12 protein-coding genes are annotated in these 13069 nt (G+C 62.3%); 10 read left to right on the plus strand and 2 right to left on the minus strand.

The window, feature by feature from the left end; all coding sequences use genetic code 11:
- Positions 1-8: 8 nt before the first annotated feature.
- A complete protein-coding gene (locus tag AC1RUK_RS23135) occupies positions 9-881 on the minus strand; it encodes a helix-turn-helix domain-containing protein (RefSeq protein WP_481838787.1) in 873 nt (290 codons plus the stop codon).
- Between the two features lie 95 nt (positions 882-976).
- Here AC1RUK_RS23135 and AC1RUK_RS23140 point away from each other — a divergent pair, with 95 nt between their 5' ends.
- Positions 977-2521 carry a 4-hydroxyphenylacetate 3-hydroxylase N-terminal domain-containing protein gene (locus AC1RUK_RS23140; RefSeq protein ID WP_481840121.1) on the plus strand — a complete coding sequence of 515 codons (1545 nt, stop codon included), beginning with the start codon at positions 977-979 and terminating at the stop codon, positions 2519-2521.
- A gap of 11 nt (positions 2522-2532) precedes the next feature.
- Positions 2533-3042: a flavin reductase gene (locus tag AC1RUK_RS23145; protein ID WP_436171363.1), complete on the plus strand. Its 510-nt coding sequence runs from the start codon at positions 2533-2535 to the stop codon at positions 3040-3042.
- Positions 3043-3202: 160 nt separating this feature from the next.
- On the opposite strand, the gene hpaR is transcribed toward AC1RUK_RS23145, so the two are convergent.
- On the minus strand, positions 3203-3607 hold the full coding sequence (hpaR, locus tag AC1RUK_RS23150; RefSeq protein WP_436171900.1) for a homoprotocatechuate degradation operon regulator HpaR: 405 nt from the start codon (positions 3605-3607) through the stop codon (positions 3203-3205).
- A 237-nt stretch (positions 3608-3844) separates the two neighbouring features.
- Between hpaR and AC1RUK_RS23155 the strand changes: the two genes are divergently transcribed.
- From AC1RUK_RS23155 to AC1RUK_RS23190, 8 genes are all read left to right on the plus strand, one after another.
- The gene (locus tag AC1RUK_RS23155) at positions 3845-4231 is read left to right on the plus strand and encodes a 5-carboxymethyl-2-hydroxymuconate Delta-isomerase (RefSeq protein WP_481838786.1); all 387 of its coding nucleotides are present in this window, start codon (positions 3845-3847) and stop codon (positions 4229-4231) included.
- A 42-nt stretch (positions 4232-4273) separates the two neighbouring features.
- On the plus strand, positions 4274-5791 hold the full coding sequence (gene hpaE / locus AC1RUK_RS23160) for a 5-carboxymethyl-2-hydroxymuconate semialdehyde dehydrogenase (protein WP_481838785.1): 1518 nt from the start codon (positions 4274-4276) through the stop codon (positions 5789-5791).
- 16 nt (positions 5792-5807) lie between these two features.
- On the plus strand, positions 5808-6788 hold the full coding sequence (gene hpaD / locus AC1RUK_RS23165) for a 3,4-dihydroxyphenylacetate 2,3-dioxygenase (RefSeq protein ID WP_481838784.1): 981 nt from the start codon (positions 5808-5810) through the stop codon (positions 6786-6788).
- 25 nt (positions 6789-6813) lie between these two features.
- Positions 6814-7689, plus strand: a complete 876-nt coding sequence (locus AC1RUK_RS23170; protein WP_481838783.1) for a fumarylacetoacetate hydrolase family protein — start codon at positions 6814-6816, stop codon at positions 7687-7689.
- On the plus strand, positions 7686-8486 hold the full coding sequence (gene hpaH, locus AC1RUK_RS23175) for a 2-oxo-hept-4-ene-1,7-dioate hydratase (protein WP_481838782.1): 801 nt from the start codon (positions 7686-7688) through the stop codon (positions 8484-8486). The genes AC1RUK_RS23170 and hpaH overlap by 4 nt, the downstream gene beginning before the upstream one ends.
- Positions 8487-8895: 409 nt before the next feature.
- Complete coding sequence (locus AC1RUK_RS23180; RefSeq protein ID WP_481838781.1) at positions 8896-9861, plus strand: helix-turn-helix domain-containing protein; 966 nt, start codon at positions 8896-8898, stop codon at positions 9859-9861.
- Between the two features lie 104 nt (positions 9862-9965).
- A complete protein-coding gene (locus tag AC1RUK_RS23185) occupies positions 9966-11372 on the plus strand; it encodes an aldehyde dehydrogenase family protein (RefSeq protein ID WP_481838780.1) in 1407 nt (468 codons plus the stop codon).
- Between the two features lie 46 nt (positions 11373-11418).
- On the plus strand, positions 11419-13014 hold the full coding sequence (locus AC1RUK_RS23190; RefSeq protein ID WP_481838779.1) for a GMC family oxidoreductase: 1596 nt from the start codon (positions 11419-11421) through the stop codon (positions 13012-13014).
- Positions 13015-13069: the final 55 nt, after the last annotated feature.

Consider the following 13069-nt stretch of genomic DNA (forward strand, 5'->3'; position numbering starts at 1 on the left):
CTTACTCACTACTCACTCTTTTCAAGCCGCACCCGCCGCCATGCCGCCGGCGACAGGCCGACGGCCGAGCGAAAAAAGCGCGAGAAATAGGCAGGGTCGTTGAAGCCGGTCTCGTAGGCGATGTCCTCGACCGGGCGCACGGTGAACAGCAGCAGGCGCTTGGCCTCGACCAGCCGCCGCACGCCGATGGCCTGCCGCACGCCCGCGCCCAAGCCCTGGCGTGCCGCCTTGTCGAGCAGATGGCGCGTGGTGCCGAGTGCGGCGACATAGCGCTCGACCGGCCAATCGTCACGAAAATGCCGGTCGATCAGCCGCCGCAAGCGGCCGGCCAGCGCCAGTGCCGCCGGCACCGTCACGGAATGCGACTCAGCGTCGAGGCGTGCGATCCCCGACAATGCAACGGCGATGAGCGGCGGCAGAATTTTCTCCAAACCCGGGCGTGCGTCGGCATACTCCGACCGAATCATGCCGATCGTGCCTGAGAGCTTGTCCCACAGGGCTGCCTCGCCGCGTCCGGTGACGAAGACTGGCTGATCGAGCGGCAGCAAGGAATGCTCGGCGATTGCCGCAAGTGCTGCATCGGCAACCGAGACGACGATGGCATCGGTGCCCGGTTCGATGCTGAAACCGTGCACCACACCGCTCGGCATAAAGCTCACCGTCGGCGCCGAAAAACTCCAGGTCTGATCCTCGATCCGGTAGCTGCCGCTGCCGCTGGTCCAGAAGGTGATCTGCGCCATTTGCGGATGCTTGTGCGCCAGGACTTGGCCCCGATGCAGCACAGCGCGGGCAAGAACCGTCTCGACATGCAGGAAGCCGACGTCGAGTGTTTGCGCCGGCTCGCCGTAGACGAAGAACTCGGGAATCGCGATCTGGCTCATGGCGGCCTGAAAAAGTCCAAGTTGTTTTGTGCTTTCGTCCATAAACCATCGGACGACACCGGGCTAGTGTTCAAGCATCAAAGGGAGGATCATGGATGCGATCGGAAGATTTCCGGGCCGACACGAAACGGCCGTTCACCGGCGCCGAATATCTAGAGAGCCTGCGCGACGGGCGCGAGGTCTACATCAATGGTGAGCGCATAGCCGATGTCACCACCCATCCGGCGATGCGCAACTCCGCCCGTTCGCTCGCCCGCCTCTACGACGCCTTGCACGACCCGGCGCGGCAGGCGGTGCTGACTTCGCCCACCGATACCGGTTCGGGCGGCTACACGCATAGATATTTTCGCGTCGCCCATTCCGCCGCCGATCTGGCCGCACAGCAAACCGCCATCGCCGACTGGTCGCGCATGTCCTACGGATGGATGGGCCGCACCCCCGACTACAAGGCGGCGCTGATGAACACGCTCGGCGCCAATGCCGAGTGGTACGGCCCGTTCAAGGACAATGCGCTTGCCTGGCACAAACGGGCCCAGGAAGCCGCCCTGTTCATGAACCACGCCATCGTCAACCCGCCGATCGACCGCCACAAGCCGGCCGAGGCCGTCAAGGACGTGTTCGTGCACATCACCAAGGAGAGCGATGCCGGCATCTGGGTGTCCGGCGCCAAGGTGGTGGCGACGTCGTCGGCGCTGACCCACTACAATTTCCTGGCGCAGAGCTCGGCGACGGTCACCGAGGATCCGTCGCTGTCGGTGATGTTCATCGTGCCGATGAACGCGCCGGGGATAAAGATGTTCTGCCGCGTCTCCTACGAGCAGACCGCCAACACGGTCGGCCAGCCCTTCGACTACCCGCTGTCGTCGCGCTTCGATGAGAACGATGCGATCCTGGTGCTGGACAATGTGTTCGTCCCCTGGGAGGACGTGCTGGTGCTGCGCGATGCGCAAAAAATCCTGTCCTTCCATCCGGCGTCGGGCTTCATGCACGGCTATTGCTTCCAGGGCTGCACGCGCTTTGCCGTCAAGCTCGACTTCCTCTCCGGCCTGCTCGCCAAGGCGCTGCGCGCCACCGGCGGCGACGCCTTCCGCGGCAACCAGGCGGCACTCGGCGAAGTGATCGCGCTGCGCCACATGTTCTGGAGCTTTTCCAACGCCATGGCGCACAACCCGATCCCGTGGGCGAGCGGTGCGGTGCTGCCCAATCTGGAAGCGGCGCTCGCCTACCGCACCTTCATGTCGGAAGCCTATCCGCGCGTCATCGACACGGTGCGCCGGGTGATCGCCTCGGGGCTGATCTATTTGCCGTCCTCGGCAAAGGATTTCGACAATCCCGAGATCAACAAGTACCTTGCCCAATATGTGCGCGGCTCGAACGACATGGGCCATGTCGAGCGCATCAAGATCATGAAGCTTTTGTGGGATGCGACCGGCACCGAGTTCGGGGGCCGCCATGCGCTCTACGAGCTCAACTATGCCGGCGCGCCGGAAGAGGTGCGGCTGCAAGTGCTGAAGGGCGCCGAGCGCAGCGGCCGTCTGAAGGCGATGGAAGTGCTGGTCGACACCTGCATGGCCGATTACGACGAAAAGGGCTGGACCGGCGACACTTGGCTACCGCCGCTGCCGGCCGGCGCAAGCTGAGGAGGCCGGCCATGGAGGCGCAGGTCTCGAGACTGGAATTCCGCGATGCCATGGCGCGGGTCTGCGCGCCGGTCAACATCGTCACCACGGACGGTCCGGCAGGCCGTGGCGGCTTCACCGCTACCGCCATGTGCAGCGTTTCCGACGATCCGCCGACGCTGCTCATCTGCATGAACGAACGCTCGGCGCAGGCCGGACTGTTCCTCGCCAACCGGCGCTTCTGCGTCAACGTGCTGACGCAGGCCCATATGCACCTGGCGGCGAAGTTCGCCGGTGCGATCCGCGACATGGCCGAGCGCTATGGTTCCGCGCGATGGCAGACGATGCCCTCCGGCATGCCGGCGCTGCTCGACGCCATCGTCAGCTTCGATTGCGAGATCGGCGAGGTGAACCGGGTCGGCACGCACAATGTGATGTTCGGCCGCGTAGTTGACATCCGCCACGGCAGCGACGAGGCGGCGCTGCTCTATGTCGGGCGCAACTACATGCAGCCGAGCGCGCTGGGGAGTTTTGGGGGGTGAGGAGCGGTCCGCGCAGCGGACGAAAAGCCAATTGCTTGGCTTTTCGAGTGACGAACGGTGAAGACCCGGTCCGCCTTCAAGCGGATCAAAAGGTCCAGTGGACCTTTTGAAGGGGATGAACGCCCGAAGGGCTGGGGAGCCTGCGACGGGCCGGCCAGCGCTAATCGGGTAGCGTCTCCGACTGGATCAGGCTTTCGAGCAGGTCGAGCAGGCGCTCGTGCTGTTCGGCCCCATAGCGCTTTTCTATCGCGTCGTAGATGGCGATGCGTTCGGGAGACAGGTCTTCGATCAGCGCAAGGCCGGCCGGGCTGATGGCGAGGAGCGCCCGGCGGCCGTCGTCCTTGACCTTGTTGCGGGAGATGAACTGCCGCTCTTCCATCGCCTTGATGATGCGGGTGAGGCTTGGCGGCAGGATCGAGGCGCGGTTGGCGAGTTCGGTCGCTTCCAGCGGCCCGGCCTCGGCAAGAACGCGCAGCACGCGCCATTGCTGTTCGGTGATGTCGTGGCGGGCAAGCATCGGCCGGAAATGCGCCATGATCACTTCGCGGGCGCGCAGAAGAGCCATCGGCAAGGAGCGGCGGGTGCTGGGCGGTAGCAAGGTCAGGTCTCCGAAATTCCAGTTCCAGTTCCGACTCGCAATGCGAATGAGACGCGGATCGCAGCTATATCCGCGATTTTGCCGGGGGCGGCAATCCCGACACCAGGGCGTGGGTCCTGACAGAGAACGGCGCTTGACATTCGATCGCCAAGATGTAATTCACATGTTAATTACAAAGACCGGCGATGCCGGCGGAGGAAACCCTTGCCGCACATGGCGATTGAATATTCCGCGAATCTCGACGCCAAAGTCGACATGGGCGCGCTTTGCGCGCTGGTGTCGCGCGCCATCCTCGAGACCGGCCTGTTCGAGCCAGGGGCGGTCAGGGTGCGCGCCTTCCGTGCCGAGGCCTATGCGATCGCCGACCGTCTGCCGGAAAACGGCTTCATCGACATGAACTTCCGCATCGGCAAGGGCCGCAGCGCCGAGGAAAAGAAGCGCACCGGCGAGGCGATCTTCACCGCCGTCTCGGAGCATCTCGCATCGCTGTTCACAACGCCGCATTTCGCGCTCTCCCTGGAGATCCGCGAGATCGACGCCGAACTGAACTGGAAGAAGAACGCCATCCACCCGCGGCTACGTGGCAAGTAACTGGGCGGCAAGTGAGCAAGCGGCAGAAAACAGGAAAGACCCATGGCGGCATTGGACGACAATCTGCGGAAGGCCGAAGCCTATCTCGAGCGCTTCAGAAGCACGGGCGTGCTCAACCAGATCGGCGGCGAGGCTGTCGCAGCCGCCGACGGCTCGACCTATGAAACGATCTCGCCGATCGACCTGAAGCCACTCGCCAGGGTGGCGCGTGGCAAGGCTGAAGACATCGACCGCGCCGCCAAGGCGGCCAAGGCGGCTTTCCGCGACTGGGCGGCGATCTCCGGCGATGCCCGCAAGAAGCTGCTGCACAGGATTGCCGACGCCATCGTCGCGCGCGCGGAAGAAATCGCCTTCGTCGAATGCATGGACACCGGACAGTCGCTGAAGTTCATGGCCAAGGCGGCCCTGCGCGGCGCGGAAAATTTCCGCTTCTACGCCGACCGCGCGCCGGAGGCCCGCGATGGCCGCACGATCCGCGCGCCGAACCAGGTCAACATGACAACGCGCGTGCCGATCGGCCCGGTCGGCGTCATCACGCCGTGGAATACGCCGTTCATGCTGTCGACCTGGAAGATCGCGCCGGCTTTAGCCGCCGGCTGCACCATCGTCCACAAGCCGGCGGAGCTGTCGCCGCTGACGGCGCGGCTGCTGGTCGAGATCGCCGAGGAGGCCGGCTTGCCGAAGGGCGTGTGGAACCTCGTCAACGGTTTCGGCGAGGACGCCGGCAGGGCGCTGACCGAACATCCTGATATCAAGGCGATCGGCTTCGTCGGCGAAAGCCGCACCGGCTCGATGATCATGAAGCAAGGCGCGGACACGCTGAAGCGCGTGCATTTCGAACTCGGTGGCAAGAACCCGGTGATCGTTTTTGCCGATGCCGATCTTGAGCGTGCGGCGGACGCCGCCGTTTTCATGATCTATTCACTGAACGGCGAGCGCTGCACCTCGTCCTCGCGGCTGCTCGTCGAGCAAAGCGTCTATGACAAGTTCACCGCGCTGGTGGCCGAGAAGGCCGAGCGCATCAAGGTTGGCCATCCGCTCGATCCCGAAACCGTGGTCGGTCCGCTGATCCATCCAGTGCACGAGGAAAAGGTTCTCTCCTATATCGAGATCGGCAAGTCGGAAGGCGCTATCGTCGCTGCCGGTGGCGGCAAGTTCGATGGTCCGGGCGGCGGCTGTTATGTCAGCCCGACGCTGTTCACCGGCGCCACCAACAAGATGCGCATCGCCCAGGAGGAAATCTTCGGGCCGGTGCTGACCGCGATCTCGTTCAAGGACGAGGCCGAGGCGCTGGCTTTAGCCAACGACACGCAGTACGGCCTGACCGGCTATCTCTGGACCTCCGACGTCACCCGCGCCTTCCGCTTCACCGATGCGCTCGACGCCGGCATGATCTGGGTGAATTCCGAGAATGTGCGCCACCTGCCGACGCCGTTCGGCGGCGTCAAGAGCTCGGGCATCGGTCGCGACGGCGGCGACTGGTCGTTCGACTTCTACATGGAAACCAAGAACATCGCGTTCGCCACGGCGCCGCACTCGATCCAGAAGCTCGGCGGCTGACCGGAGACCCTAAAAGATGCCCTTGCCCACACCCAATCTCTACCCGGCGTTCAATATCGTGCGGCTGAGCCATGTCGAGCTCGCCGTCACCGACCTTGCAAAATCCCGCGCCTTCTATGTCGATACGCTCGGCCTGCAGGTGACGGACGAAACCAGGGACGCCATCTATCTGCGCGCGATGGAAGAACGCGGCCACCACTGCATCTTGCTGCGGAAAGGCGCGACAGCGGAAGCCCGCGACCTCGGCTTCAAGCTGTTCTCCGACGAGGACCTCGACAAGGCCGAGCACTTCTTCAAAAACAAGGGCCTGCCGGTGGAATGGGTCGAGCGGCCCTATCAGTCGCGCACATTCCGCACGCGCGACCCGCACGGCATTCCGCTCGAATTCTATTCGAAGATGGAGCGGCTGCCGCCGATCCATCAGAAATATGCGCTGTACAAGGGCGTCAAGCCGCTGCGCATCGACCACTTCAACTGTTTCTCGCCCAACGTCGATGAATCGGTGGCGTTCTACAACGAGCTCGGCTTTCGCGTCACCGAATACACCGAGGATGTCAGCAGTGGAAAGCTATGGGCGGCCTGGACGCACCGCAAGGGCGGCGTCCACGACATCGCCTTCACCAACGGCATCGGGCCACGCCTGCATCACGTCGCCTTCTGGGTGCCGACGCCGCTCAACATCATCGACCTGCTCGACCTGATGGCGACCACCGGCTGGCTGCCGAACATCGAGCGCGGCCCCGGCCGGCACGGCATCTCCAACGCCTTCTTCCTTTACATCCGCGACCCCGACAACCACCGCATCGAGATCTACTGCTCGGACTACCAGACGGTCGATCCCGATCTCGAGCCAATCAAATGGGACCTCAAGGATCCGCAGCGCCAGACGCTATGGGGCGCGCCGGCACCGAAGAGCTGGTTCGAGGAAGGCAGCACCTTTGCCGGCGTCGAACCACGCAAGTCCGACCTGGCGGCCTCGCCGATCGTGGCGCCGTGACGATGGCTAACCGCAGGGGGAACCCATGAGCACGCCACGGCTCGCCACCTTCACCGTCGGCGGCAAGGCACGCTATGGCGCGATCACCGACAAAGGCGTCGTCGACCTCTCGTCACGCCACGCACAATGGCCGACATTGCGCGAAGTCATCGAGGCCGGCGCCTTGCAGCGCCTGGCCGAGGAGGCCGACGCCTTCGCCGCTGATTTCCCGCTCGACGCCATTGCCTACGAAATCCCGGTCCCCTCGCCGGAAAAGATCATCTGCGTCGGCGTCAATTTTCCCGACCGCAACGAGGAGTACAAGGACGGGCAGGCCGCACCCTCGAACCCGTCGCTGTTCATCCGCTTCCCGCGTTCCTTCGTCGGCCATGGCGAGTCGCTGGTGCGGCCGCCGGAATCGCCGCAGCTCGACTATGAGGGCGAGATCGTCATCGTCATCGGCAAGGCCGGCCGGCGCATTGCAGAAGCCGATGCGCTCGGCCATATCGCGGCACTTTCGCTCTGCAACGAAGGCACAATCCGCGACTGGGTGCGCCACGCCAAGTTCAACGTCACCCAGGGCAAGAATTTCGACCGCACCGGTGCGATCGGCCCGTGGCTGGTGCCGTTCACCGACGAGGCGCAGATCGCCGACATCGCACTCACCACGCGCGTCAATGGCGAGGTCCGGCAGCAGGACCGCACCAGCCGCATGATCTTTTCCTTCCGCAAGATCATCAACTACGTCTCGACCTTCACCACGCTTGTTCCCGGCGACATCATCGTTACCGGCACGCCGACCGGTGCCGGCGCCCGTTTCGAGCCGCCGATCTGGCTGAAACCGGGCGACGTGATCGAGGTCGAGGCCGACGGCATTGGCCTGCTGCGAAACAGCGTCGTCGACGAAGGGACAGCACAATGACCCCTGAGCAAGTCGAGGACGCTGCCACGCGGCTGTTCGAGGCCGAACGCAACCGCCGGCAGATCAGGCTGCTCAGCCTCGACTTTCCCGAAGCGACGATGGACGACGCCTACCGTGTGCAGGCCGCGCTGGCGACGCGGAAGGTCGCGTCGGGCCTGACGATCAAAGGCTGGAAGATCGGCCTGACCTCCAAGGCCATGCAATCGGCGCTCGCCATCGACATTCCCGATTCCGGCGTGTTGTTCGACGACATGTTCTTCGAAGACGGCGGCATCGTTCCCGCCGGCCGCTTCATCCAGCCGCGCATCGAGGCCGAGATCGCCTTCGTCATGAAGGCGCCACTGTCGGGGCCTGACGTGTCGATCGACGACGTGCTCGACGCCACCGACTACATCACCCCGGCGCTGGAGATCCTCGACACCCGCGTCGAGCGCTCGAACAGGGAAACCGGCAAGATACGAACCTTCTTCGACACCATCTCCGACAACGCCGCCAATGCCGGCATCGTCATCGGTGGCCGCGCGTGTGGACCGCGCGAGGCCGACCTGCGCTGGATAGGCGCCATCCTGTCACGCAATGGCGAGGTCGAGGAAACCGGCCTCGGCGCCGGCGTGCTCGATCATCCGGCCAAGGGCATCGTCTGGCTGGCCAACCGGTTGCACCAATACGGCATGCAGATCTCGGCAGGACAGGTGGTGCTATCAGGCTCGTTCGTGCGCCCGGTGGAGGCGCGCCATGGCGACAGCATCGTCGCCGATTTCGGTCAATACGGGACGATCCGCATCGCTTTCGCCTAATGATCTCCGGTACGCGAACAACTGACTCGGTGCACTGAGGTGGTCGAATTGATCAGGTTTCGATCGCATGCCCGGGCTTGCCATCACCCTTCAAGTATTTGCCGCGATGAGATAGGGAACGCCGATCTCTGACATGGACTGATCGCCGCTTTGCCTGCAACGGGCGCGACATCGTCATGACCACGGCAATGGCAAGGTGCTTGCCGGTCGGCTGGTGGGACCGATATCAGGAGGCTGCCGCTTCCGTTCGCGCCACTTCGCCATCCCTTCAGTCTCAAGCCGACGTACTTCCAACCCTTGCCACGCAAAAAACGAGTTGACAAAAGCGAATATGAGGAATCGCTTAACATGGGAACTATCTTGTTTTGCCAATGACAAGACAGCTCGACGGTCTTTGGGAGGAGACGCCATGCAGCACATGCAGCACCTAGCGGAATTCAGGGGGATGACCGCCACTCGATGGCCTATACATTCCCTTGAAGAGTGGACTGCGGAACTGAAATCGATCTGCGGAAATTTCAACACACAACGAGCCGAGCACACCCTCGTAACCGGCAATGCCACCATACTGGATGCAGGCGGGCTCGACCTGGCGCAGGTTGCGAACGACCTCGACGTGATCCGCCGCGACGTCGCCGATATCAGGATGGACTATAGCGAAAATCTCTTCCTGCTGCTGCAACTCGAAGGGACTTGCGGTATCGAACAGAACGGCAGGCAATCGATCATTACCCCGGGCGACTGCATTCTCGTCGATAGCTCCAGCCCGTCGATCTTCCATTTCGGCGGCCGCTTTTCCAACCACCTCTCGGTGCATCTGCCGCGCCAGCTGATCTTCGCCGACAAGTCCGCACGGGTCGAAGTTTCGCGAAGGATTGAAGCAGAGGACCCGATGTCGGCGATGCTGCGAGCGGTCGTTGCCAAGCTTCTGAAAACAGACGCAAGCGACAAGCGAGCACCGCATTTACGCGAACTCCTCTTCAGCGCGACACGCCAGGCTTTCGCGACCGACAGTGAGATGGATGAGCCTGTGGTATCGGACAGTTCTGGCGGCAGGTTGGAAGTCGTGCAGATACTCATCGACAGATATCTCACCGACGAGCATCTGACGCCGCAGTGGCTTGCCGACAAGGTTGGCATTTCGCTCCGGACCCTGCAGGAGGACTTCAATGCACTTGGCACTACCGCGACATCGCTGATACGAATGCGCCGCCTGCATCTCGCTCACGAACAACTGGCGCAGATGAAGAATACTGCCAAGGCGACTACGATCGCCGAGGTCGCCTATTCCGCCGGCTTCAACGATATCTCATATTTCAACCGCTGCTTTCGAAAGGCCTTCGCCTGTTCGCCCAAGGATGTTCTGCAGCAGTGACAGTGCTGCGCTTTTGTCCTATTCGCGCCGCGTTCGAATCCAAGACAGAATTGCCAGCTTCAATTTGAATGCTCCTCACAGATTGCTTTGGGAGGAGCCAGGATATGAAGCGCTACACGCTGTTCATCGGCGGCGAGCCGGTGGAAACCGCTCGCCACGCCGATATTCTCAATCCTTCGACCGGAGAAGTTGTCGGCGCAATGCCTCTGGCCACGGTTCGAGACCTCGACGCAGCTGTTGACGCTGCAGCAGCTGCGTTCGAACGCTGGCAGTTGAAATCGAGCGCAGAGCTTGCCGACGCCTGCCGCGCTATTGCGAGCAAGATCGAAGCCAATTCAGAAGAGCTTGCGCGCCTGTTGACGCTCGAACAGGGAAAGCCGCTCAATGGTCTCGGCTCTCGCTTCGAGATCGGTGGAGCTGTCGCTTGGACCCGCCACACGGCGGAAATCGAGCTTCCCGTCGAAGTCCTGCAGGATACGCCTGAAGGTCGCGTGGAGTTGCATCGCAAACCGATCGGCGTCGTCGGCTCGATTACACCATGGAACTGGCCGGTGATGATTGCCTGCTGGCATATCATTCCCGCAATCCGCGCCGGCAACACCGTTATCATCAAGCCATCACCCCAGACACCATTGTCGACCATTCGCCTTGTTGAGCTGATGAATGAGGTTCTGCCGGCGGGCGTCGTCAACGTCGTCACTGGCGAGAACGAGATTGGCGCGGCCATGTCCGCCCATCCAGGCATCGCCAAGCTGACCTTCACTGGCTCCACCTCCACTGGCAAGAAGGTCATGGCCAATGCCGTCGATACGCTGAAGCGGCTCACGCTGGAGTTAGGCGGCAACGACGCCGGCATCGTACTCCCCGACGCCGACCCCCAGGAAATCGCCGAAGGGCTGTTCTGGGGCGCCTTCATCAACAACGGCCAAACCTGCGCCTGCCTTAAGCGCCTTTATGTCCATGACAGCGTTTATGACGCTGTGTGCGAAAGTCTCGTCGCCTATGCAGCCAATATTCCGGTTGGCGACGGTCTGTCGGAACAATCGGTCCTTGGCCCCGTACAGAATCGGATGCAACTCGACATCGTCGCTTCTTATGTCGAGGATGCACGCGCCAAAGGCGGCCGTGTTCTGATCGGCGGCAAGAGCAACGGTGGAACCGGCTACTTCTATCCGATCACGATCGTTGCCGATGTCGACCATGGCTGCAAGCTCGTCGATCGCGAGCAATTTGGCCCCGCGCTGCCCATCATCCGCTACAGCGACCTCGCAGACGTGATCGCGAAGGCGAACGACAATCCGGCGGGCCTCGGCGGCTCAGTCTGGGGCCGGGATACGGCAAGGGCCAAACAGGTGGCCGGCCAACTCGAATGCGGCACTGTGTGGATCAACAAGCATGGAGCAATCCAGCCGAATGCGCCCTTTGGTGGGGTCAAGCAGTCCGGGATCGGCGTTGAGTTCGGCGTCGACGGGCTGAAGGAATTCACAACCATTCAGACGATTTTTTGCTGACACCAACGCTGTCGCAAGACTCTGCCCGCCCGCATCGGAGCAACCCATGAACCAATTCGACTACATCATCGTCGGTGGCGGCTCGTCCGGCTGCGTTGTTGCAGCCCGGCTGTCGGAGAATCCGCAAAACAAGGTCCTGCTAATTGAAAGCGGCGCGCGCGACACCGACAAGTTCATTCATATCCCGGCGACATTCTTCAAGGTGATCGAGAAGGGCAAGGATGTACACTTCTACGTATCGGAGCCGGACAAGGGGTTGAACGGCAAGCCCAACGTCGTGCCACAGGGCAATGTGATTGGCGGCGGCAGTTCCTTGAATGCCATGATCTATATTCGTGGCCAGCAGCAGGATTACGATACCTGGGCGCAAATGGGATGCCGTAACTGGTCCTATGACAAGGTTCTTCCGGTGTTTCGCGAGGTTGAGGCTAATCAGCGCCTTTCGGGCGAATTCCATGGAGCAACCGGCGAACTCAGGGTCTCCGATCGCCGCTTTGGTCATCCCCTGTCCTGGGCCTTCATCCGGGCAGCCCAGGAGGCCGGCCTTCCGTATAACGAAGACTTCAACGGCAAGGTGCAGCAAGGCGTCGGCTTCTACCAGACAACAACTCTCAACGGCCGGCGCTGGAGCGCGGCGCAAGCCTTCCTGCGCGACGCCGAGAAGCGCTCGAACCTGATCATAGTGACCGAAACCCGCGTCCACAAAGTTCTGTTTGAAGGCAGGAAAGCGGTCGGTGTACTGACCGAGAATGGCGTCACCTATAGGGCCCGGCGCGAGATTGTTCTAACGGCAGGCGCCCTCGCCACACCCAAGATCCTGCAACTCTCGGGCATCGGCGAGGCCGAACATCTGAAGAGCCATGGGATCGACGTGATCATGGATCTGCCGGGGGTCGGGGAAAACTATCAGGATCACCTCGAGGCCACGGTTCAGGCGGAGGTCAAGGATCCGATCTCGCTCTTCACCCAGGACAAGGGGCTGAAGGCGGCGGGCCACATGCTGCAATATCTTTTGACCAAGACCGGCCTCCTCACATCCAATGTTGTGGAGTCGGGCGGCTTCGTCGATACGGCCGGGACCGGCCAGCCGGATATCCAGTTTCATGTTCTGCCAACCTTCATCGGCTTTGCCGACCGGGCCGCGGAACCAGGCCACGGCATTGCCATCGGTCCTTGTTTCCTGAGGCCGCAATCGCGAGGCACGGTCAAGCTGCGTTCGGCCAATCCAAAGGATAGTGCCCTGTTTAACGCGAATTCCTTCTCCAATCCTGCTGATCTGGACACGCTCGTACGCGGGGTGGAATGGGCGATCCGGATCATTCAAGCTCCATCGCTCGCCCGCATCGTGAAGCGGCGTGTTCTGCCCACGCTCGGAGTAGAGCGAGATCCCGAAGCCCTGAGGCACTACATCCGCTCGATTTCGAAGACGGTTTTTCATCCTTCGGGCACGGCCAAGATGGGCAGGCCCGACGACCGCATGGCCGTGGTTGGCGAGGATCTCGCGGTCCGCGGCGTAGAGGGGCTACGCGTGGCGGACGCCTCCATCATGCCAACCATTGTCTCGGGCAACACCAATGCGCCGGTCATCATGATCGGCGAGCGAGCCGCCCGCTTCATACTCGGCAAGGACTTCGTCGCTTGAAGCGACGGGACCTTTCGGGACGACCTACTGATTTCAACGGTTCTTTGGGAGGAGA

It is taken from the genome of Mesorhizobium monacense (assembly GCF_056781675.1).

Excerpts from the sequence above, each read along its gene's own strand:
- AC1RUK_RS23170 (WP_481838783.1), top strand. The coding sequence starts at position 6,814 with ATGAGCACGCCACGGCTCGCCACCTTCACCGTCGGCGGCAAGGCACGC.
- hpaR (WP_436171900.1), bottom strand. The coding sequence starts at position 3,607 with ATGGCTCTTCTGCGCGCCCGCGAAGTGATCATGGCGCATTTCCGGCCG.
- AC1RUK_RS23135 (WP_481838787.1), bottom strand. The coding sequence starts at position 881 with ATGAGCCAGATCGCGATTCCCGAGTTCTTCGTCTACGGCGAGCCGGCG.
- AC1RUK_RS23190 (WP_481838779.1), top strand. The coding sequence starts at position 11,419 with ATGAACCAATTCGACTACATCATCGTCGGTGGCGGCTCGTCCGGCTGC.
- AC1RUK_RS23140 (WP_481840121.1), top strand. The coding sequence starts at position 977 with ATGCGATCGGAAGATTTCCGGGCCGACACGAAACGGCCGTTCACCGGC.
- hpaH (WP_481838782.1), top strand. The coding sequence starts at position 7,686 with ATGACCCCTGAGCAAGTCGAGGACGCTGCCACGCGGCTGTTCGAGGCC.
- hpaE (WP_481838785.1), top strand. The coding sequence starts at position 4,274 with ATGGCGGCATTGGACGACAATCTGCGGAAGGCCGAAGCCTATCTCGAG.
- AC1RUK_RS23145 (WP_436171363.1), top strand. The coding sequence starts at position 2,533 with ATGGAGGCGCAGGTCTCGAGACTGGAATTCCGCGATGCCATGGCGCGG.
- AC1RUK_RS23180 (WP_481838781.1), top strand. The coding sequence starts at position 8,896 with ATGCAGCACATGCAGCACCTAGCGGAATTCAGGGGGATGACCGCCACT.
- AC1RUK_RS23185 (WP_481838780.1), top strand. The coding sequence starts at position 9,966 with ATGAAGCGCTACACGCTGTTCATCGGCGGCGAGCCGGTGGAAACCGCT.
- hpaD (WP_481838784.1), top strand. The coding sequence starts at position 5,808 with ATGCCCTTGCCCACACCCAATCTCTACCCGGCGTTCAATATCGTGCGG.